This is a genomic window from Klebsiella sp. NPDC088457, from assembly GCF_044900465.1.
Classification (GTDB): domain Bacteria; phylum Pseudomonadota; class Gammaproteobacteria; order Enterobacterales; family Enterobacteriaceae; genus Klebsiella.
Map to the genome: position 1 here is coordinate 47,561 of NZ_JBJDNH010000019.1, position 19,757 is coordinate 67,317.

Sequence of the window (19,757 nt, forward strand, 5' to 3'; positions counted from 1 at the left end):
CAGTCATTATTGTGATAATCTACTCACAAAATATGCATAAAAAATCAATCAATGGCAACTACAAATCACCGGTTGAGGAAGTTTGCCAGCAGCTGATGCCCCTGCTCGCTAAGAATGCTCTCCGGGTGGAACTGTACCCCTTCGAGATCCCACTCACGGTGGCGGATCGCCATAATCTCACCGCTGTCGCTGCGGGCCGTGACCTCAAAGCAATCCGGGAGCGTCGCCGGGTCAATCAACAGCGAGTGGTAGCGGGTAACGGTCAGCGGATTATTCAGCCCCTGGAATACCCCTTGCCCGTTGTGGTGAATGGGCGAGGTCTTGCCGTGCATCACTTTGGCTGCCCGCACGATCGTGGCGCCAAAGACCTGGGCGATGGCCTGGTGACCAAGGCACACCCCCAGCAGCGGAATCTGGCCGGCATAGTGTGCAATCACCGCCAGGGAGATACCTGACTCATCCGGGGTGCACGGACCTGGCGAGATCACGATTTTCTCCGGCGCCAGCGCCGCTATCTCCTCGAGCGTCAGCTCATCATTACGCCTGACCAGCACCTCGGCACCCAGTTCGCAGAAGTACTGGTACAAATTCCAGGTGAAAGAGTCATAGTTGTCGATAAGCAGGATCATGGTGGCTCCGGAAAAAACAAAACCGGGCTATTCTACTCAGATTCGCGCGCTTCGCTTACCACTTTGCTAAAGATCCGTTCGAGAGGTTGTGGATCGCCCATCGCCCCCAGCTGATTAGCCTGGCTCCAGGCGTCGGGATCGATATCGCGCCAGTCGAGTACAAAGCCGGCGTGCAGGGCCAGCTGTTCAAAGAAAATCCGCTGCGCCAGGCCGCTCCCCAGGCGGAACGGATGCAGGACATTGATTTCGCCGTAGTACCAGCTCAGGCGCTCAACGAACCCAACGCGAGTAAGCCCGCTGAGGTAATTCTCCTCTTCAAGCGCGCGCATCAGCGCATTGCCCTCTTTTTCTATCCACGCAAAATGGCAAAAAGGGGTGTCGCCCCGGTAAATATCGACTTCTCTGAAGTGCCCCGCCCAGTCAAAAATATCCTGATAAAGCTGATGATGGATGAAACAGAGATAGGGCAACCCGCGCACGCGCGGCCCCAGCGCCAGCGTTGCCGCCCGCAGGGAGGTGAATTCCCACGCCGCCTCCTCCAGACGCTGGGCCTGACGAATGCCAAGGCGGTTGCGCATCACGTTAAGAGCGGGATAAAGATAAGGGTCGCGATCGTCGCCGTATTTATTGCTCATAGCGCCTCCTCAGCTCAGCAAGATGCGCCAACGCCAGCTCGGCGCTCAGCGTTACCAGCGGGATCGCCACGCCCTCCAGGCGACGGCTGGCCTGAAAATTCACATTGCGGGTCTGTTCCCAGAGTTGGGATTTTTGCTTATCGGTGAGTGAACGCATGGTCGCCTCCCTTATCGTCCCCCGTTTGCCACAAGTATAAGCAGCAATTTCAGGTTACGCAGAGCGGCCAGCAGCGCGGGCGATGTCGCCCGCGCGCAGAGAGGAGATTACGGCAGAACTTTCGCTGACAGGATCACGACGGGTTTGGACGGTACATTCTGGTACGGCCCCACGTTGTGCGTCTGCACCTGAGAAATTTTATCCGCCACGTCCATCCCCTTCACCACTTTGCCGAAGACCGCGTAGCCAAAATCACGCTGTCCGTGGTCAAGGAAGGCGTTGTCCGCAATGTTGATAAAGAACTGGCTGGTGGCGCTGTCCTGATCGGCGGTCCGCGCCATGGCGATCGTGCCGCGGGTATTACGCAGGCCGTTATCAGCTTCGTTTTTAATCGGCGGGTTCGGCTGCTTTTGCTGCATCTGTTCATTAAAGCCGCCGCCCTGCACCATGAAGCCTGGGATCACGCGATGGAAGGTGGTGTTGTTATAGAAGCCGCTGTTAACGTACTTGAGGAAGTTATCCACGGAAATCGGTGCTTTCTGGCTATTTAACTCCAGCTCAATATTGCCCGCAGACGTCGTCAGCAGCACGTGCGGATCGCCCTTCGCTGCCATAGCCGGAGAGAAAGCTGAAATAGCGAAAACGGCTACCACCGCCGCCAGAGTTGATTTGAGCATGGGAATTCCTTAACGGAGCAGAATAAAAAGCAAGTGCCTTGATTCTAAAGAGCCTTTGCATCCTGAGCCAGCCTTTTACCTAATTTTACGTAGCTGAAATAGTTGTTACCAGACGCTCATTCATCTATTCGCAAGATAAAAGCGATCTGCATCACATTAATCTATGCAAATAATGACACATTGCATAATAAACGTTTGCTTACATCACTCGAATGAATAAAATCTGTCCGCCCTGGCGCAGTCAATGCGCTTTACATTTTTATTCACAGGCCAGTCATGACTAACAGCAACCGTATCAAGCTCACATGGATTAGCTTTTTCTCCTACGCCCTCACCGGCGCGTTGGTGATCGTCACCGGGATGGTGATGGGGAACATCGCCGATTATTTCCATCTGCCCGTCTCCAGTATGAGCAACACCTTTACATTCCTCAACGCCGGTATCCTGATCTCTATCTTCCTGAACGCCTGGCTGATGGAGATCGTGCCGCTGAAAACTCAGCTGCGTTTTGGCTTTATCCTGATGGTGCTGGCCGTTGCCGGGCTGATGTTCAGCCACAGTCTGGCCCTGTTCTCCGCGTCCATGTTCGTGCTGGGGCTGGTCAGCGGGATCACCATGTCGATCGGGACCTTCCTGATCACCCATATGTATGAAGGCCGTCAGCGCGGCGCGCGTCTGCTGTTCACCGACTCCTTCTTCAGCATGGCGGGAATGATCTTCCCGATGGTCGCCGCCTTCCTGCTGGCGCGCAGCATTGAGTGGTACTGGGTATATGCCTGCATTGGCCTGGTTTATGTGGCCATTTTTATTCTGACTTTTGGCTGTGATTTTCCGGTACTGGGTAAAAAAGCGCAGCACGACAGCCAGCCGGTGGTGAAAGAAAAATGGGGCATCGGCGTGCTGTTCCTGTCCATCGCCGCGCTGTGCTACATCCTCGGCCAGCTGGGCTTTATCTCCTGGGTACCGGAGTATGCCAAGACGCTGGGTATGAGCCTTGCCGATGGCGGTAAGCTGGTCAGCGATTTCTGGATGTCGTACATGATTGGCATGTGGTCATTCAGCTTCATCCTGCGCTTCTTCGATCTGCAACGTATTCTGACGGTGCTCGCTGGCCTGGCAACGGTGCTGATGTACCTGTTTATCAACGGTTCGCCGGAGCATATGCCGTGGTTTATCCTGACCCTCGGCTTCTTCTCCAGCGCTATCTACACCTCGCTCATCACCCTCGGTTCGCTGCAAACCAAAGTCGCCTCGCCGAAACTGGTGAACTTTGTCCTGACCTGCGGCACCATCGGCACGATGCTGACCTTCGTGGTGACCGGCCCGATCGTTGCCGCCAGTGGCCCGCTGGCAGCACTGCACACCGCCAACGGTCTCTACGCCGTCGTCTTTATCATGTGCATTATTCTCGGCTTTGTCTCTCGCCACCGCCAGCACAACGCGGCAGCGGCCTCTCACTAAACCTGTGGCCCCTTTGCATCAGCAAAGGGGCTATTGCGCGTAAAGAACAGCTCCTCTCCCCCGCGGTCAGTCTGGATCCACGTCTGTGCCAGCTGCGTAGTGGCAATCACTCTTCCCTGACGAATCGACCAACGCACCGGCACCTGGCAGCGTACCGCTTCAAAACCATTTTCCGCCGGCAGAATAATCAGGTTCGCCGGATGACCCGTGACAATGCCGTAATCGCTCAGGCCAAAGGTACGGGCGCTGTTATCGGTAATCAGCTTCAGGCCATCGTTAATCTGCTGATAGCCCATCAGCTGGCAGACGTGCAGCCCCATATGCAGCACCTGCAGCATATTACCGGTGCCGAGCGGATACCACGGGTCAAACACGTCATCGTGGCCGAAGCAGACGTTAATCCCCGCCGCCATCAGCTCTTTCACCCGGGTAATCCCGCGCCGCTTCGGATAATCGTCAAACCGCCCCTGAAGATGAATGTTCACCAGCGGGTTGGCGACAAAGTTGATTCCCGCAAGCTTCAGCAGACGAAACAGCCGTGAAGTGTAAGCGCCGTTATAGGAGTGCATCGCCGTGGTGTGGCTGGCCGTGACCCGTGGGCCAATCCCCTCTTTTAACGCCAGCGCCGCCACCGTTTCGACAAAGCGCGACTGCTCATCGTCGATTTCATCACAGTGAATGTCCAGCGGTCGCTGGTATTGCTGCGCCAGACGGAAGGCAATATGCAAAGATTCAACGCCATACTCGCGGGTGAATTCAAAGTGAGGAATCGCTCCCACCACGTCGGCCCCAAGCCGTAGCGCCTCTTCAAGCAGCGCCTCCCCATCGGGGTAGGATAAAATCCCCTCCTGGGGGAAGGCGACGATCTGCAGGTCTACCCACGGCGCGACCTCCTGCTTGACTTCCAGCATCGCCTTTAATGCCGTCAGCGTCGGGTCAGAGACGTCAACATGGGTGCGGACATACTGAATTCCGTTGGCAATTTGCCACTTCAGGGTTTTCCACGCCCGGGCTTTCACATCCTCGTGACTCAGCAGCGCTTTACGTTCCGCCCAGCGTTCAATGCCCTCAAACAGCGTTCCGGACTGGTTCCAGCGGGGTTCACCGGCGGTTTGCGTCGTATCCAGGTGAATATGCGGCTCAATAAACGGCGGGATAGCCAACCCGCCGCGGGCGTTAAGCACTTCATAACTTTCGCTGTGCGCTGCGCCCATCGGAGTGATATCGCCAAAACAGCCTTTATCTATTGCTATCTGCCATAACCCGTCGCGATCCGGCAGGCGTACGTTCTGAATCAACCAAAGCGGAACTGCTGTCATCGTGATGACTCCCGTTAAAAGTACCGATTTTTCACTCCGGACATACGACTTTCCTCTCGTTCATTTTGTACACAAAAGCAACAAAAAGGAAAAGCGTGAGTTTTCCATAACTTATAAAAATCCAGAAAAATCATAGCCATACCCATTAAGTGGTAGGCCGGAGTGAAATTGATTTGTATCAATAAGCCTCCTGGCTGAATCGTTAAGGTAGGCGGTAATAGAAAAGAAATCGAGGCAAAAATGAGCAAAGTCAGAATCGCTATTATCGGTAACGGCATGGTTGGCCATCGCTTTATCGAAGAGCTTCTTGATAAGGCGCCTGCCGGACAGTTCGACATTACCGTGTTCTGTGAAGAACCCCGTATCGCTTACGACCGCGTCCACCTGTCGTCTTACTTCTCCCATCACACCGCCGAAGAACTCTCGCTGGTCCGTGAAGGTTTTTACGAGAAACATGGCGTTAAAGTCCTGATCGGTGAACGCGCTATTACCATTAACCGCCAGGAGAAAGTCATTCACTCCAGCGCGGGACGTACCGTATTTTACGACAAGCTGATCATGGCAACGGGGTCTTATCCGTGGATCCCGCCGATCAAAGGCGCAGACACTCAGGATTGTTTCGTCTACCGCACCATTGAAGATCTGAACGCTATCGAAGCCTGCGCCCGTCGCAGCAAACGCGGCGCCGTGGTCGGCGGCGGTCTGTTAGGTCTCGAAGCCGCCGGCGCGCTGAAAAACCTCGGCGTCGAAACCCACGTGATCGAATTTGCCCCAATGCTGATGGCTGAGCAGCTCGACAACATGGGTGGCGAGCAGCTGAAGCGTAAAATCGAAAGCATGGGCGTAAAGGTTCATACCAGCAAAAATACCAAAGAGATTGTCCAGCAGGGCAGCGAAGCGCGCAAAACCATGCAATTCGCCGACGGTAGCGAGCTGCAGGTCGATTTTATCGTCTTCTCCACCGGTATCCGCCCACGTGATAAGCTGGCCACCCAATGCGGTCTGGCGGTCGCTCAGCGCGGCGGTATCGTGGTGAATGATACCTGTCAAACTTCTGACCCGGACATCTATGCCATCGGCGAGTGCGCCAGCTGGAATAACCGCGTCTATGGTCTGGTGGCACCGGGCTATAAAATGGCGCAGGTCACCGTCGATCATCTCCTCGGCAACGACAACCGCTTTACCGGGGCGGACCTCAGCGCCAAGCTGAAGCTGCTCGGCGTCGACGTTGGCGGTATTGGCGATGCCCATGGCCGTACTCCAGGCGCGCGTAGCTACGTCTATCTTGATGAAAGCAAAGAAGTCTATAAACGTCTGATCGTCAGTGAAGACAACAAAACCCTGCTCGGCGCGGTACTGGTCGGGGATACCAGCGACTACGGCAATCTGCTGCAGCTGGTGCTGAACACCATCGAACTGCCGGAAAACCCGGACTCGCTGATCCTGCCGGCCCACGCAGGCAGCGGCAAACCGGCGATTGGCGTCGATAAACTGCCGGACAGTGCGCAGATCTGTTCCTGCTTCGACGTCACCAAAGGTATGCTGATTTCCGCGATCAACAAGGGCTGCCATACCGTCGCCGCGCTGAAAGCAGAAACCAAAGCCGGAACCGGCTGCGGCGGCTGTATCCCGCTGGTGACCCAGGTACTCAACGCCGAACTGGCGAAACAGGGGATCGAAGTCAACCATAACCTGTGTGAGCACTTCGCCTATTCTCGTCAGGAGCTGTTCCACCTTATTCGCGTGGAAGGCATTAAAAGCTTCGAAGAACTGCTGGAAAAACACGGTAAAGGCTACGGCTGCGAAGTGTGTAAGCCGACCGTGGGCTCCCTGCTGGCCTCCTGCTGGAATGAGTACATCCTTAAGCCGCAGCATACGCCGCTGCAGGATACTAACGATAACTTCCTCGCCAATATCCAGAAAGATGGCACCTATTCGGTCATTCCGCGTTCCGCTGGCGGTGAAATTACGCCGGAAGGCCTGCTGGCCGTAGGCCGCATCGCCCGCGAATATAACCTCTACACCAAGATCACCGGTTCACAGCGTATCGGCCTGTTCGGCGCGCAAAAAGACGATCTGCCGGAAATCTGGCGTCAGCTGATTGAAGCGGGTTTTGAAACCGGCCACGCCTATGCGAAAGCGCTGCGTATGGCCAAAACCTGCGTCGGTAGCACCTGGTGCCGTTACGGCGTGGGTGACAGCGTGGGCTTCGGCGTCGAGCTGGAAAATCGCTACAAAGGGATCCGAACCCCGCACAAAATGAAGTTTGGCGTCTCCGGCTGCACCCGTGAATGTGCGGAAGCGCAGGGGAAAGATGTCGGCATTATCGCTACCGAGAAAGGCTGGAACCTGTACGTCTGCGGTAACGGCGGGATGAAACCTCGCCACGCCGATCTGCTGGCCGCCGACCTCGATCGTGAAACGCTGCTCAGATATCTCGATCGCTTCATGATGTTCTACATCCGCACCGCCGATAAGCTGACGCGTACCGCGCCGTGGTTAGACAACATGGAAGGCGGTATCGATTACCTGCGTAGCGTCATTATCGACGACAAGCTGGGCCTCAACGCGCATCTGGAAGAAGAGCTGGCGCGCCTGCGTGACGCTTTCGCCTGCGAATGGAGCGAAACGGTCAACAACCCGGCGGCGCAAACCCGCTTCAAACACTTTATCAACAGCAACCTGCGCGACCCAAATGTGCAGATTGTCGCGGAACGCGAGCAGCATCGCCCGGCCACGCCGTACGAACGTATCCCGGTCACTCTGGTGGAGGAAAACGCATGAGCCAGTGGATAAACATCTGCAAGATTGACGATATCCTGCCGGCAACCGGCGTCTGCGCGCTGCTTGGTCAGCAACAGGTCGCCCTGTTCCGGCCTTACCATGACGATCGGGTCTTTGCGATCGACAATATTGACCCCTTTTTCAACGCCAGCGTACTGTCACGCGGCATCATTGCCGAACACGACGGTGACCTGTGGGTCGCCAGCCCGCTGAAAAAGCAGCGCTTTCGCCTGCGTGACGGCCGGTGCATGGAAGATGAAAGCCACTCCGTTGCCCATTTCGAGGCTCGCGTGAAAGACGGCACCGTTCAGCTGAAGGCATGATGCCCTGAGGTTCCCGCCGCGCCACGGCGGGAACCATATTCTCTTCTTATGCCAACTAAGCGGTAGGCAGCCGAAAATTCATATATTGTGCCAACCCTCTGCTGTTATGCTACGACCGCTTACCCTCTCCCACTGCTTTACTGCGAGGACGTTCCGTGGATCACTTACCTATTTTCTGCCAATTGCGCAACCGCGACTGCTTACTGGTCGGCGGCGGTGACGTTGCCGAACGCAAAGCGCGTCTGCTGCTGGATGCCGGGGCCAGATTAACGGTCAATGCGCTGGACTTCTCGCCGCAGTTCCAGGTGTGGGCGGATTCGCAGATGCTGACGCTGGCAAAAGGCCGGTTTAACCCCGCGCTCCTCGACGCCTGCTGGCTGGCTATCGCCGCCACCGATGATGAAGAGGTAAACCAGCAGGTCAGCGACGCCGCAGAGGCGCGACGGATATTCTGCAACGTGGTGGATGCGCCGCAGCAGGCCAGCTTTATTATGCCGTCCATTATCGATCGCTCGCCGCTGATGGTGGCCGTATCATCCGGCGGCACCTCGCCGGTGCTGGCACGATTGCTGCGGGAGAAGCTGGAATCCATTCTGCCGCTCCATTTAGGCCAGCTCGCGCACTATGCCGGCCAGCTGCGTTCGCGGGTGAAACAACAGTTTGCGACGGTTGGCGAACGTCGACGTTTCTGGGAGAAGTTGTTCGTCAACGACCGCCTGGCGCAGTCGCTGGCCAACGAAGACCGCCAGGCCGTTGCCGATACCACCGAACAGCTGCTGACAGAGCCGCTGGATCATCGCGGCGAAGTGGTGCTGGTTGGCGCCGGCCCCGGCGACGCCGGGCTGTTGACCCTCAAAGGGCTGCAGCAGATTCAGCAGGCGGACGTCGTGGTGTATGACCGCCTGGTTTCCGACGATATTATGAATCTGGTGCGTCGCGACGCCGATCGGGTTTTCGTCGGTAAACGCGCCGGCTACCACTGCGTGCCGCAGGAAGAGATCAACCAGATTCTGCTGCGCGAAGCTCAGAACGGACGTCGCGTGGTGCGTCTGAAAGGCGGCGACCCCTTTATCTTCGGGCGCGGCGGCGAAGAGCTGGAAACCCTGTGCAACGCCGGCATCCCCTTCTCGGTGGTGCCGGGGATTACCGCCGCTTCCGGCTGTTCGGCCTATTCCGGTATTCCGCTCACCCATCGCGATTTCGCCCAGGGCGTGCGCCTGGTCACCGGACACCTGAAAACCGGCGGCGAGCTGGATTGGGCCAACCTGGCGGTAGAAAAGCAGACCCTGGTGTTTTATATGGGGCTCAATCAGGCGCCGGCGATCAGAGAGCAGCTCATCGCTCACGGCATGGCGGCAGATATGCCGGCAGCCATTGTGGAAAACGGCACGGCGGTCAGTCAAAAAGTGGTGGTCGGTACGCTCGATCGGCTGGATATTCTGGCGCAACAGATGGCCAGCCCGGCGCTGATTATCGTCGGCCGGGTGGTCAGCCTACGCGATAAGCTCAACTGGTTCTCACATCACTGACGGCGTTGTCCGCATACAGGCCGGCAAACGCCAGATAGCAAAAGGGCGGGATTCACCCCGCCCTTGTTGTTACCGGTACGCCTTTCGCTTACGGTTTCGCGACAAAGCCGATCGCTTCGTATACCGCTTTCAGCGTTTGAGAGGCACGGGCGCTGGCTTTTTCGGCGCCGTCTCTCATCACCTGGTTAAGGAACGCTTCGTCGTTACGGAAGCGGTTATAACGCTCCTGCAGCTCCAGCAGCATACCGGAGACCGCATCGGCAACTTCGCCTTTCAGGTGGCCATACATTTTACCTGCAAAATGCTGCTCCAGCTCCGCAATGCTCTGGCCGGTAACGCCGGAAAGAATATCCAGCAGGTTGGAGACGCCGGCCTTATTCTGCTGGTCGTAGCGCACAACCGGCGGCTCGTCGGAGTCGGTCACGGCACGCTTAATCTTTTTCACTACCGATTTCGGATCTTCCAGCAGGCCAATCACGTTATTGCGGTTGTCGTCCGACTTGGACATCTTTTTCGTCGGCTCAAGCAGGGACATCACGCGGGCGCCGGATTTAGGAATAAACGGCTCAGGAACTTTAAATACGTCGCCGTAGATGGCATTGAAGCGCTGCGCGATATCGCGGCTCAGCTCCAGGTGCTGTTTCTGATCTTCGCCAACCGGAACCTGGTGAGTCTGATACAGCAGAATGTCCGCCGCCATCAGCACCGGGTAGTCGAACAGGCCGGCATTGATGTTTTCGGCATAGCGCGCGGACTTGTCTTTAAACTGCGTCATGCGGCTCAGTTCGCCGAAATAGGTATAGCAGTTCAACGCCCACCCTAGCTGCGCGTGCTCCGGCACGTGTGACTGCACAAAAATCGTGCTTTTTTGCGGGTCGATACCGCAGGCCAGATACAGCGCGAGCGTATCCAGCGTCGCTTTACGCAGCTGCTGCGGGTCCTGGCGGACGGTAATCGCATGCTGGTCAACGATGCAGTAAATACAGTGATAGTCATCCTGCATGTTTACCCATTGACGCAGCGCACCCATATAGTTGCCAATGGTCAATTCACCTGAGGGCTGTGCGCCACTAAAAACGATGGGCTTAGTCATTTTTCAATTCCTGATTTTCACTGTACGGTAGCCCGAGAGCGGGCAAAAGTTCATTAAATTGGTCGAAGATATAGTCCGGTTCGCTGAGCGCAATCGACTCACCGTAGTTATAACCGTAGGTCAGGCCGATTGAGCAGCAGCCCGCCGCTTTGGCCGCCTGAATATCATTGCGTGAATCGCCGACGAACAGCAGCTCATCGGGCGCCAGCCCCAGTTTCTGCGCCACCAGCAGCAGCGGCTCCGGATGCGGCTTTTTGTTCTGCACATCATCGCCGCCGATCACGACGCTAAAATATTTAGCGATATCCAACGCTTCCAGCATCGGCGCGACGAACGGCGTCGGTTTGTTGGTCACCAGCGCCAGCGGCAGACCTTTCGCATGCAGGGCGCCGAGCGTATCGGCCACCGCCGGGAACAGGAAGCTTCCCTCCTCCGCGGCCTCGGCATAGAACCGGTCAAACAGTTTACGCAGCAGCGTGAGCTGCTCTGCCTGCGGGATATCATCATGATCGACAGAAGGTTTGCCCATCGCAGCGCGCTGCGTTGCGCGTTCCTGACGCGCCCAGTCCAGCGCGCGCGCCATCAGAACATCCGCACCGTTGCCGATCCAGGTGACAACACGCGCCTCACCCGCCACCGGCAGCTCCAGCGCATAGAGGGCGCTATCGACCGCGGCGGTCAAACCCGGCGCGCTGTCTACCAGGGTGCCGTCAAGGTCAAAGGCGACGCCGCGAACAGAGAGTAATTTATCCATGACTAACCTTTGCTAATTCACTGCGCATAAGATCGATAACCTGTTTATAGTCCGGCTGGCCGAAAATCGCCGAACCGGCGACAAACATATCCGCGCCCGCCGCCGCAATATCGGCAATGTTGCTGGCCTTCACGCCGCCGTCGACCTCCAGGCGAATATCGTAACCCGACGCATCGATGCGCTGACGGACTTCGCGGAGTTTATCCAGGGTCTGCGGAATGAAAGACTGGCCGCCAAAACCGGGGTTTACGGACATCAGCAGAATGACATCCAGCTTATCCATCACGTAATCAAGGTAGCTCAGCGGCGTGGCGGGATTAAACACCAGACCTGCTTTACAGCCCTGCTCTTTGATTAGCTGCAGGCTACGGTCGACATGTTCGGAAGCTTCCGGATGGAAGGTAATGATGCTGGCGCCCGCCGCGGCGAAATCAGGGATGATGCGATCGACCGGCTTCACCATCAGATGCACATCGATAGGGGCGGTGATGCCATAGTCGCGTAGCGCTTTGAGCACCATAGGGCCGATGGTCAGATTCGGCACGTAGTGGTTGTCCATGACGTCAAAGTGCACGACATCGGCACCCGCTGCCAACGCTTTGGCGGTATCTTCACCCAGACGGGCAAAATCAGCCGACAGAATCGAAGGGGCAATCAAATACTGCTTCATCCGCATCTCCTTGAATTATTTAGTCTTGGGCGGACGGTAAAGAGCCAGAAGCTCGTCCACCTTCTTTCGGGTACCACCGTTGCTGCTGATACTGCGTCGCACTTTGACGACGTGCAGTTTCGCCTGACGATACCATTCGCGCGTGAGCGCCGTATCGTGGTTGGAAATCAGAACCGGAACCCGCTGTTCGAGCAGGCCTTCCGCCAGCTGCGCCAGATGGGCCTGCTGCTCGGAGTTAAAGCTGTTCGTATGATAAGCCGTAAAATTGGCAGTGGACGACAGCGGCGCATACGGCGGGTCGCAATAGACCACCGACGAACCATCTGCTCGCGCCATGCTGTCGGCATACGACTCGCAGTAGAAGTACGCATTCTGCGCCTTCTGGGCAAAATGATACAGCTCGGCTTCGGGGAAGTAGGGCTTCTTATAACGGCCGAACGGTACGTTAAACTCACCGCGCAGATTGTAGCGACACAGGCCATTGTAGCCATGACGATTCAGGTACAGGAATAGCACCGCACGACGCAGCGGATCCTGGCTTTGGTTGAATTCAGCACGGAACTGGTAGTATTGCTCTGCCGCGTTGTTCTCGGGCGTAAACATTTCACGCGCCGCGCTAACATACTCATCCGTCCGCGATTTGACGATGTTGTAAAGACCGATCAGATCGCTGTTAATGTCCGCCAGAATATAACGAGAAAAGTCGGTATTGAGAAATACCGACCCTGCGCCCACAAAGGGCTCAATCAGACAATCGCCCTGCGGCAAGTGTTTTTTTATATCGTCAAGCAGGGGGTATTTCCCCCCTGCCCATTTCAGAAAAGCGCGATTCTTTTTCATGCTGCCTAACTAATTACACATTCTCCGGCTGTGGAGAAAGCTCCGACAGCACCCTGCGCTTAAGACTACACCGCGCTTATTTCAGGTCAGCCTGGACCTGATGCAGCGGTTTTGCCCACGGGTTTTTCGCCTGCACGTCAGCTGGCAGAGTGGCGACAGCACGTTTCGCTTCATCTTTCGAAGCGTAAATGCCGCTGACCAGTACATACCATGGCTGACCGTTACGGGTGGTCTCGTAGACAACATACTTATCCAGCTTCTCTTTCTTCGCCCAGCTATTCAGATTGTTATAGTTGGAGGAGCTGCTGAGCTGCAGGGTATAGTTGCCAGACGGCGCAGACTTCATCGAGCTCACATCGCCGGTGGTTTTACCGCCAGCGACAGCCGCTGGCGCCGCAGTCGCTGCGCTCGCCGTAGCCACAGGCGTCGCCGAAGCAGCAGGTGCAGTCGCAGCAGCAGGTTTAGTCTGTGCGGTTGCCACAGGCTTGCTCGGCTGAGCGACAGGCGCTTTCGCAGGGGCGGCGGCGGTGCTTTCGACACGTTTCGGCTGTACCGGCTTCGCTTCAACAGGCGCTTTCGCCACCGGCTTCGGCTCAATGACCGTGTGCTTACGCTCTACCGGACGCGGAGCGGCGGCAGTCTGGCGCTCAGCGGTGGCCTGACGCGGAGCGGTACCGTTGCGGACAGGGGCAACGGTCGCAGGCTCGGTCGGCAACGTGGAGTTCGCCACCGCGCTGTCAATCTGGCCCTGCTGTTGCGTCAGCGCATTATTCAGATCGCCCTGCACCTCAACGCGCTGCTGTCCTTCCGGCTCAGCCACGGTCTGACCCTGAGTCGGGTTAGAGGCAATCGGCGGCAGCGAAACGTCCTGCTGCGGATTGTTAGCCGCGGTCTGGTCCTGAGCGGCAGGTTGACCATTACCATCAGACCCATCGCCTGAGAGGTTAATGCTCTTCTCGCCTGATGCGGTTTGTTCACTGGAGGAGGATGGCGACTTCAGTGCGGAACCGATGCCCACGATCAGCAACAGCAGCACGAGAATCCCCACCCCCATCATAATATACTGGCGCGAGGCTGGCTTCGCGGGCGCTTTCTTACGCTTACGCGGACGGCGCTCGACCTGAGGCTCTTCGGACTCGTCGTCCTCTGCAGACTCTACGTCCTCTTCATACTCTTCTTCATCGCGCTCACGGCGTGCCTTGCTGGCGCGCGTCGGACGGCTGTCGTCCGCCTCAAGATCGACATCATCAAAATTGATCTGCGGATCGCTATCACGCTCGGAAGACTGACGGGAACGACCAGTTCGACGATCGTTGCGATCGGCTTTCAGATCGTCTTCTGGTTTGAATTCATCCATTTAACACCCCACTAAAAGGCTTATGCTCACGACTATTGCATGTCACCTGAAATGATAACGCCGCGCGAACGCGGCTAGACCTTCTTATTGTTGCGCTAGCTGAGTATCAGCGATCGCGCCAAGAACTACATCATGCGACACTCCGCCGCGGACTTCGCTTTTCCCTATTGCGAGCGGTAGCACCAGTCGCATTTCGCCCGCCAGTACCTTTTTATCACGCATCATGTGGGGCAGATACGCTTGTGCCGTCATTTCCTGCGGCCCACGTACCGGCAAGCCCGCACGCTGCAGCAGCGTGATGATACGCTGCGTATCCTGAGCGCTGAACTGCCCTAATCGTTCGGAGGTGTGTGCGGCCATCACCATCCCGGCAGCGACGGCTTCACCATGTAACCAGTTACCGTAGCCCATTTCAGCTTCAATCGCATGACCAAAAGTATGCCCAAGATTGAGTAAAGCACGTAACCCGGTTTCACGCTCGTCGGCGGCAACAACTTCGGCTTTCAGCTCACAACAACGACGAATACAGTACGCCATCGCCTTCTCATCCAGCGCCATCAGCGCATCGATGTTGCTTTCCAGCCAGTTGAAGAATTCACCGTCGAGGATAATGCCGTATTTAATGACTTCGGCCAGCCCGGAAGAGAGTTCACGTGGCGGCAACGTCCTGAGACAGTTAAGATCGACGACCACGGACACGGGCTGCCAGAAGGCACCAATCATGTTTTTACCGAGGGAATGATTGACGGCCGTTTTGCCGCCAACCGAGGAATCTACCTGCGACAACAGGGTAGTTGGAACCTGGATAAACCGTACGCCACGCTGATAGCTGGCTGCAGCAAAGCCGGTTAAATCACCGACGACGCCGCCGCCGAGCGCCACCAGGGTGGTGTCACGGCCGTGCGGTTTTTGCAGCAGAGCGGTAAAAACGGTATCCATCACCGTCAGGCTTTTATACTGCTCGCCGTCGGGTAGAATGACACTGTCTACGTTGACTCCCGCCTGCTCCAGCACGGAACGGACGTTATCCAGATAAAGCGGCGCCAGCGTCTCATTGGTGACCAGCATAACCTGGTCGCCTGATTTCAGTGGCTGGAAGGAAGCTGGATCGTTAAACAAACCAGCCGCGATGGTAATCGGGTAACTACGTTCCCCGAGGGTTACAGTAAGCCTCTCCATAACGCGACGTCCACCTCAGTTGCTTTATTACTCTGACGCTCTTTATTAAGCCAGAATCAATTGCTTTCCAGCATATGAATAATCTGGTTTGCCACCACTTTCGCGCTCTGATCGTCGGTACGGATAGTGACGTCAGCAATCTCTTCATACAATGGGTTGCGTTCGTCAGCCAACGCTTCAAGGACTTCGCGAGGCGGCGCTTCAACTTGTAATAGAGGACGCTTTTTATCACGCTGCGTACGGGCAAGCTGCTTTTCGATCGTTGTTTCCAGGTAGACCACCACGCCGCGGGCGGAGAGACGGTTACGCGTTTCACGGGATTTTACAGAGCCGCCGCCAGTCGCCAGCACAATTCCCTGTTTTTCCGTCAACTCATTGATGATCTTTTCTTCACGGTCGCGGAAGCCGTCTTCACCTTCGACATCGAAAACCCAGCCCACATCTGCGCCAGTGCGTTTCTCAATCTCTTGATCAGAATCGTAAAATTCCATATTGAGCTGTTGGGCTAACTGGCGCCCAATAGTGCTTTTGCCGGCACCCATAGGCCCAACCAGAAAGATATTGCGTTTCTCTGCCATTTTTTCGGTACTACTAAGACTATTCGTTAATGGTAAACCCGCTTCGCGAACACCCAGCGCAGCAGGACATGAACTGAAACCTCATATGCAATAGAGCGAGAGTCAGACTAAAAATTATCTCAATACTCAGGCAGGTTTGGCAACTGAATATACTCGTCATTATGCAAACTACCTCGCCGTCGGCTGCACTTATCCGCCTCCGGATGCATAGTTATCTATGTTTCCGGGGGGAGACCAGCTTACCGCCTCGACGCATCCTGAATGATCTTGTGGATAAATCACCGGACAAAAAGGGAGGATTGATGCCGAACCCGACTCTCAAATCGGTACCCCTTGTATGCTAAATCCGTCCCCACGTCAAACACCTGAAACGTGTTTAGCAAGAAAAAGGGCTTAATTCACTGCCAGAATTCGTGGGGTAATGAAGACAACCAGTTCACGCCGTTCATTATCTTTACCGTCCCGACGAAACAGCTGGCCGAGGAGCGGGATATCGCCAAGCAGCGGAATACTGTCGCGGGCAGATTTCTTTTTTTGCGAAAATATGCCGCCCAGAGCCAGCGTTTCACCGCTTTTTACTTCCACCTGCGTCTCAATTTCCTGTTTATCGATGGCTAGCACCTCGCCATTTTCCTGTTTCAGGACCTGGCCGGGCGTATTTTCGCTAATCCTCAGCTTCAGGCGCACGCGATTCTGCTGCAGCACCGTTGGCGTTACCTCCATTCCCAGTACCGCCTCTTTAAACTCAACCGCCGTGGCGCCGCTTTCGCCGCTGGAGACCTGGTAGGGAATTTCGCTACCCTGCTTGATGCTGGCGGGCTGCATATGGGAAGCCAGCAGTCGCGGGCTGGCGATGATTTCCACCTGCTGCTTTTGCTCCAGCGCCGAAAGCTCAAGCTCCAGCAATCGCCCGCTCAGGCGGCCGATATTAAACCCCACGCGAGTGCTGGCATCGGTCACCGCCTGCTGGCTGCTTAAGGTCGTCAGCTTACCGGAAGCCGGCGCGCTGCTGGCCTCGGCCATGCTCCATTTCACCCCCAGTTCACGCAGGCTGGTTTCACTCATGGAGACGATATGTGCCGCCAGCTCGACCTGCCCGACCGGCAGATCCATCTCCTGGGCCCACGCTGTCAGCGCCGACAGATGAGCGGCATCGTCGAGAATGAACAGGCGATTGGTGCGTTTATCCACCGTCAGGCTTCCCCGCGGGCTGAGCAACTTATCCCCGGCCTTTGCCAGCTCGCTCGCATCGGCATACTGCAGCATCACGCTCAGCCGCTGCAAAGGCAGATTCTGCAATTGCTTCGCGCGCGCCGCCTCTTGTTGCGCCTGCCGCGTATTTTGCCAGGCCAGCGTATGCACATGCAGCACCGTGCCCTGCTGGCTAAACATCAACCCGGCGCTATCAATCACCGACCGTAGCGCCTGCTGCCAGGGAACATTTTTCAGCTGTAGCGAGACCGTGCCGCTGACATCCGGCGCCACCACCAGATTCATTTGCTGAATCTCCGCCAGGCTTTGCAACACCTGGGCGACCGGTACTTCATCGACCACCAACGATACCGGTTGATCATTTTTTGCCGCCGTGACCAGCCCAGGCAGCAGAAACAGCAGGCTTATCCATCGCACCATTTTTATCGCCCTCCTCACGCAGCCACGCCCAATGCAGCGGCTCGCATTCCGGCCCTGTCGTTATTTCGATTTTCTCCGTCGTCAGCTGACGGATCCGCCAGCCGGCCGGCAAAGACTCACCGCCCCTCACCCGGCGCCATTTCCCGCCGGGGTCTCGTAGAAGACCGACCCAGCGCTGCGGATCTCCCACCGCCCCGCCGTAATGCCATTGCGCCAGCTGCGCCGTCTGACAGCGATCCTCCGGCGGCAGGAAAGGATCGCGATCGTCAGCCAGCAGGGAAAGCGGCAGCAGCCATAGCAAATACCAGCCCTTACTCCGCATCTTCGGCCTCCAGCTGTAGCGTCAGCTGCAGGGTGCCCTTTTCAGGGCGCAGCGAAAACGCCGTTGCGCGCATCCCGCAGTCAGCCAGCCAGGAAAACAGCGCCGGTACCGCCTGCCAGCGCACTGCCAGTAACATCTCTCCGCTTCTTCCCGCGGGACGCCAGGCCATTAGCGTCGCGCCAGCAACCGGCAGCGTAATGGGGGAAAATATTGGCGTCTTCGGCTCATCAGCGATATCGCTTTGTAAAGCAGCCTGCAGCGGTATCAGCCTGAGCCACTGCTGGCGCAGGCCAGGATGCCCATCGCCGGCAAGCGGCGGAGACGGCGCTGACAGCCAGAAATCGCCAGCGATCAGCAATACCAGAATGAGCGGCAGCGCGACTCGCCCACCGCGTACCGAGGCAGCGGCCGCCAGCCAGCGTTCAATGTATGCCTTCATCGGCGCCATCTCCGGCCAGGGAAAAACTAAACTGCCAGCGCCCCTGCGCATCGCGACGCGTTTCACCGGCTGTGGCGGGCCGAAAACCCATGACCTGACTCAGCCCCTTCTCCAGGCTCGCTAAGGCCTGCAGATTCAACGCCAGTCCCTGTAACGTCAGGGCATTGTGCTGGTACTCCAGCCGGGTTAACCAGGCGTGGTCCGGAAGGCGCGTCGCGATAATCCGTAATCTTGGCTGCCAGGCAGCGGTCAGCGCTCTCTTCTGCTGTCGCAGACGTCGCTGTTCGAGCTGCTGCTGTTGTTCCCGCATCACGCTTTCACGCTGCCGGAGCGCGGAATAAAGCTGGCTTTCGCCCGCAGATCTCGCCGCAGCGAGCACCTCATCAGCATGACGCGTCGCCCGGTTTGCCAGCGCGATGGTCGACAGCGCCAGCAGGAACCCGACGGCATACAGCAGCCCGATACGGCGCTGCTGGCGTCGGCGCGTTGCACGCCATGGGAGAAAATTGATTGCTCTGGTCATGATGAATGACGCCCTAACGCCAGGCCAAGCGCAATGGCAAAGCGCTCGCCGCTGCGGGGAAGCGGTGGCTGCAGACGGTGAATCACGCTCCAGGGATCAAAACAGGGTTCAGCGGCCGAACGATCGCTACAAAGCCAAAGGGGCCCGACGTTTATCAATGATGAAAGTTGAGACGCGGAGGGGGCTTCAGCACATGCCGCGCTGCCCCATCCCTCCAGGGTTGCCCACAGCCAATGCGGGCCATTGCGCCAGGCCAGACCTGGCGAGTCGGAGGGTAGCCAGGGTAAAAACGCGGCAAGCGCGCTGGCATCAGGAACAATGGCCACGACCTTCAGCGTTAAGCGCTCTGCGAGCTGACGCAGCCGGTCAATATCCGGACGCTGCGCCGCGGTGACCCGCCACTCTTTGTCTGCCGGGGCGGCGGTATAATCGACGCACAGTGCGGAAGCGGGCATTTCCAGCTGCTGCGACATCACGCTGGCTATCCACGTCGCCTGTTCGCTCTCGCTCAGCGCGAGCTGAGGACGCGGCAGCCTTTTTTGTAACGTGCGTCCGGCCGGAAACGCAATGCTCACCCGATGCTGCAGCGGCAGCTCTCGCCGCCAGCTCTGCAACGCTTTAGCCAGCGCCGCGACATCGACCACCATCCCCTGACGTACGATCCCGGGCGCGAGGGGGATATGCCACCAGCGGCACAACGCCCAACGGGAACGCGCGTAGCGCAGCGCCACCAGAAACACCGCATCCTGCTGAATATGCATTCCTATTCGCCAGTTACTGAAAGCCATGCTTACGATCTCCTTGTCCGCCATTACGGCTCGACTCTATCAATGCACCAGGCTTGCCTTTATACTAC

General features: G+C 57.1%; 21 protein-coding genes. 4 read left to right on the forward strand and 17 right to left on the reverse strand.

The window, feature by feature from the left end:
* Nucleotides 1-65: 65 nt before the first annotated feature.
* The 4 genes from pabA to ppiA form a co-directional block, all read right to left on the reverse strand.
* Nucleotides 66-629 carry an aminodeoxychorismate synthase component 2 gene (gene pabA, locus ACI2JR_RS13920; RefSeq protein WP_132731639.1) on the reverse strand — a complete coding sequence of 188 codons (564 nt, stop codon included), beginning with the start codon at nt 627-629 and terminating at the stop codon, nt 66-68.
* Between the two features lie 32 nt (nt 630-661).
* A complete protein-coding gene (locus ACI2JR_RS13925; RefSeq protein WP_462478791.1) occupies nt 662-1,264 on the reverse strand; it encodes a putative adenosine monophosphate-protein transferase Fic in 603 nt (200 codons plus the stop codon).
* On the reverse strand, nt 1,254-1,421 hold the full coding sequence (locus ACI2JR_RS13930) for a YhfG family protein (protein WP_132731637.1): 168 nt from the start codon (nt 1,419-1,421) through the stop codon (nt 1,254-1,256). Before ACI2JR_RS13930 ends, ACI2JR_RS13925 begins: the two co-directional genes overlap by 11 nt.
* A 107-nt stretch (nt 1,422-1,528) precedes the next feature.
* Nucleotides 1,529-2,098, reverse strand: coding sequence for a peptidylprolyl isomerase A (ppiA, locus tag ACI2JR_RS13935; protein ID WP_004868429.1), 570 nt, complete (start codon nt 2,096-2,098; stop codon nt 1,529-1,531).
* 276 nt (nt 2,099-2,374) lie between these two features.
* Here ppiA and tsgA point away from each other — a divergent pair, with 276 nt between their 5' ends.
* The gene (tsgA, locus tag ACI2JR_RS13940; protein WP_132731636.1) at nt 2,375-3,559 is read left to right on the forward strand and encodes an MFS transporter TsgA; all 1,185 of its coding nucleotides are present in this window, start codon (nt 2,375-2,377) and stop codon (nt 3,557-3,559) included.
* On the opposite strand, the gene ACI2JR_RS13945 is transcribed toward tsgA, so the two are convergent.
* Nucleotides 3,556-4,878, reverse strand: coding sequence for a cytosine deaminase (locus ACI2JR_RS13945; protein ID WP_132731635.1), 1,323 nt, complete (start codon nt 4,876-4,878; stop codon nt 3,556-3,558). The genes tsgA and ACI2JR_RS13945 overlap by 4 nt on opposite strands.
* A gap of 240 nt (nt 4,879-5,118) precedes the next feature.
* Between ACI2JR_RS13945 and nirB the strand changes: the two genes are divergently transcribed.
* The 3 genes from nirB (at nt 5,119) to cysG (ending at nt 9,514) form a co-directional block, all read left to right on the forward strand.
* Nucleotides 5,119-7,662, forward strand: coding sequence for a nitrite reductase large subunit NirB (gene nirB, locus ACI2JR_RS13950; protein ID WP_132731633.1), 2,544 nt, complete (start codon nt 5,119-5,121; stop codon nt 7,660-7,662).
* Entirely contained in the window at nt 7,659-7,985 is a 327-nt protein-coding gene (gene nirD / locus ACI2JR_RS13955; RefSeq protein WP_132731632.1) for a nitrite reductase small subunit NirD, read from the forward strand. The genes nirB and nirD overlap by 4 nt, the downstream gene beginning before the upstream one ends.
* 155 nt (nt 7,986-8,140) lie before the next feature.
* Nucleotides 8,141-9,514, forward strand: coding sequence for a siroheme synthase CysG (gene cysG, locus ACI2JR_RS13960; RefSeq protein WP_132731631.1), 1,374 nt, complete (start codon nt 8,141-8,143; stop codon nt 9,512-9,514).
* Nucleotides 9,515-9,602: 88 nt separating this feature from the next.
* Here cysG and trpS read toward each other — a convergent pair whose 3' ends face one another.
* The 12 genes from trpS to ACI2JR_RS14020 all read right to left on the reverse strand — a co-directional run bounded on the left by trpS (nt 9,603) and on the right by ACI2JR_RS14020 (nt 19,689).
* Nucleotides 9,603-10,607, reverse strand: a complete 1,005-nt coding sequence (gene trpS, locus ACI2JR_RS13965) for a tryptophan--tRNA ligase (protein ID WP_132731630.1) — start codon at nt 10,605-10,607, stop codon at nt 9,603-9,605.
* Nucleotides 10,600-11,361: a phosphoglycolate phosphatase gene (gene gph / locus ACI2JR_RS13970; protein ID WP_132731629.1), complete on the reverse strand. Its 762-nt coding sequence runs from the start codon at nt 11,359-11,361 to the stop codon at nt 10,600-10,602. Before gph ends, trpS begins: the two co-directional genes overlap by 8 nt.
* Nucleotides 11,354-12,031 carry a ribulose-phosphate 3-epimerase gene (gene rpe, locus ACI2JR_RS13975; protein ID WP_132731628.1) on the reverse strand — a complete coding sequence of 226 codons (678 nt, stop codon included), beginning with the start codon at nt 12,029-12,031 and terminating at the stop codon, nt 11,354-11,356. Before rpe ends, gph begins: the two co-directional genes overlap by 8 nt.
* A gap of 15 nt (nt 12,032-12,046) precedes the next feature.
* The gene (gene dam / locus ACI2JR_RS13980) at nt 12,047-12,871 is read right to left on the reverse strand and encodes an adenine-specific DNA-methyltransferase (protein ID WP_132731627.1); all 825 of its coding nucleotides are present in this window, start codon (nt 12,869-12,871) and stop codon (nt 12,047-12,049) included.
* A gap of 76 nt (nt 12,872-12,947) precedes the next feature.
* Entirely contained in the window at nt 12,948-14,228 is a 1,281-nt protein-coding gene (damX, locus tag ACI2JR_RS13985) for a cell division protein DamX (protein WP_462478792.1), read from the reverse strand.
* An 84-nt stretch (nt 14,229-14,312) separates the two neighbouring features.
* The gene (gene aroB / locus ACI2JR_RS13990; protein ID WP_462478793.1) at nt 14,313-15,407 is read right to left on the reverse strand and encodes a 3-dehydroquinate synthase; all 1,095 of its coding nucleotides are present in this window, start codon (nt 15,405-15,407) and stop codon (nt 14,313-14,315) included.
* A gap of 56 nt (nt 15,408-15,463) precedes the next feature.
* On the reverse strand, nt 15,464-15,985 hold the full coding sequence (aroK, locus tag ACI2JR_RS13995) for a shikimate kinase AroK (protein WP_004868452.1): 522 nt from the start codon (nt 15,983-15,985) through the stop codon (nt 15,464-15,466).
* 393 nt (nt 15,986-16,378) lie between these two features.
* The gene (hofQ, locus tag ACI2JR_RS14000) at nt 16,379-17,617 is read right to left on the reverse strand and encodes a DNA uptake porin HofQ (RefSeq protein WP_462478794.1); all 1,239 of its coding nucleotides are present in this window, start codon (nt 17,615-17,617) and stop codon (nt 16,379-16,381) included.
* Nucleotides 17,556-17,939 (reverse strand): HofP DNA utilization family protein, encoded by a 384-nt coding sequence (locus ACI2JR_RS14005; protein WP_462478795.1) that lies wholly within the window; start codon nt 17,937-17,939, stop codon nt 17,556-17,558. Before ACI2JR_RS14005 ends, hofQ begins: the two co-directional genes overlap by 62 nt.
* Complete coding sequence (locus ACI2JR_RS14010) at nt 17,929-18,378, reverse strand: HofO family protein (RefSeq protein WP_132731622.1); 450 nt, start codon at nt 18,376-18,378, stop codon at nt 17,929-17,931. Before ACI2JR_RS14010 ends, ACI2JR_RS14005 begins: the two co-directional genes overlap by 11 nt.
* Entirely contained in the window at nt 18,362-18,901 is a 540-nt protein-coding gene (locus ACI2JR_RS14015) for a PilN domain-containing protein (protein WP_462478796.1), read from the reverse strand. Before ACI2JR_RS14015 ends, ACI2JR_RS14010 begins: the two co-directional genes overlap by 17 nt.
* A complete protein-coding gene (locus ACI2JR_RS14020) occupies nt 18,898-19,689 on the reverse strand; it encodes a type IV pilus biogenesis protein PilM (RefSeq protein ID WP_132731620.1) in 792 nt (263 codons plus the stop codon). The genes ACI2JR_RS14015 and ACI2JR_RS14020 overlap by 4 nt, the downstream gene beginning before the upstream one ends.
* Nucleotides 19,690-19,757: the final 68 nt, after the last annotated feature.

Bases quoted from the DNA above. Each gene is read 5' to 3' on its own strand.
- pabA (WP_132731639.1), bottom strand. From the start codon at position 629: ATGATCCTGCTTATCGACAACTATGACTCTTTCACCTGGAATTTGTAC.
- ACI2JR_RS13925 (WP_462478791.1), bottom strand. From the start codon at position 1,264: ATGAGCAATAAATACGGCGACGATCGCGACCCTTATCTTTATCCCGCT.
- ACI2JR_RS13930 (WP_132731637.1), bottom strand. From the start codon at position 1,421: ATGCGTTCACTCACCGATAAGCAAAAATCCCAACTCTGGGAACAGACC.
- ppiA (WP_004868429.1), bottom strand. From the start codon at position 2,098: ATGCTCAAATCAACTCTGGCGGCGGTGGTAGCCGTTTTCGCTATTTCA.
- tsgA (WP_132731636.1), top strand. From the start codon at position 2,375: ATGACTAACAGCAACCGTATCAAGCTCACATGGATTAGCTTTTTCTCC.
- ACI2JR_RS13945 (WP_132731635.1), bottom strand. From the start codon at position 4,878: ATGACAGCAGTTCCGCTTTGGTTGATTCAGAACGTACGCCTGCCGGAT.
- nirB (WP_132731633.1), top strand. From the start codon at position 5,119: ATGAGCAAAGTCAGAATCGCTATTATCGGTAACGGCATGGTTGGCCAT.
- nirD (WP_132731632.1), top strand. From the start codon at position 7,659: ATGAGCCAGTGGATAAACATCTGCAAGATTGACGATATCCTGCCGGCA.
- trpS (WP_132731630.1), bottom strand. From the start codon at position 10,607: ATGACTAAGCCCATCGTTTTTAGTGGCGCACAGCCCTCAGGTGAATTG.
- gph (WP_132731629.1), bottom strand. From the start codon at position 11,361: ATGGATAAATTACTCTCTGTTCGCGGCGTCGCCTTTGACCTTGACGGC.
- rpe (WP_132731628.1), bottom strand. From the start codon at position 12,031: ATGAAGCAGTATTTGATTGCCCCTTCGATTCTGTCGGCTGATTTTGCC.
- dam (WP_132731627.1), bottom strand. From the start codon at position 12,871: ATGAAAAAGAATCGCGCTTTTCTGAAATGGGCAGGGGGGAAATACCCC.
- damX (WP_462478792.1), bottom strand. From the start codon at position 14,228: ATGGATGAATTCAAACCAGAAGACGATCTGAAAGCCGATCGCAACGAT.
- aroB (WP_462478793.1), bottom strand. From the start codon at position 15,407: ATGGAGAGGCTTACTGTAACCCTCGGGGAACGTAGTTACCCGATTACC.
- aroK (WP_004868452.1), bottom strand. From the start codon at position 15,985: ATGGCAGAGAAACGCAATATCTTTCTGGTTGGGCCTATGGGTGCCGGC.
- hofQ (WP_462478794.1), bottom strand. From the start codon at position 17,617: ATGGTGCGATGGATAAGCCTGCTGTTTCTGCTGCCTGGGCTGGTCACG.
- ACI2JR_RS14005 (WP_462478795.1), bottom strand. From the start codon at position 17,939: ATGCGGAGTAAGGGCTGGTATTTGCTATGGCTGCTGCCGCTTTCCCTG.
- ACI2JR_RS14010 (WP_132731622.1), bottom strand. From the start codon at position 18,378: ATGAAGGCATACATTGAACGCTGGCTGGCGGCCGCTGCCTCGGTACGC.
- ACI2JR_RS14015 (WP_462478796.1), bottom strand. From the start codon at position 18,901: ATGACCAGAGCAATCAATTTTCTCCCATGGCGTGCAACGCGCCGACGC.
- ACI2JR_RS14020 (WP_132731620.1), bottom strand. From the start codon at position 19,689: ATGGCTTTCAGTAACTGGCGAATAGGAATGCATATTCAGCAGGATGCG.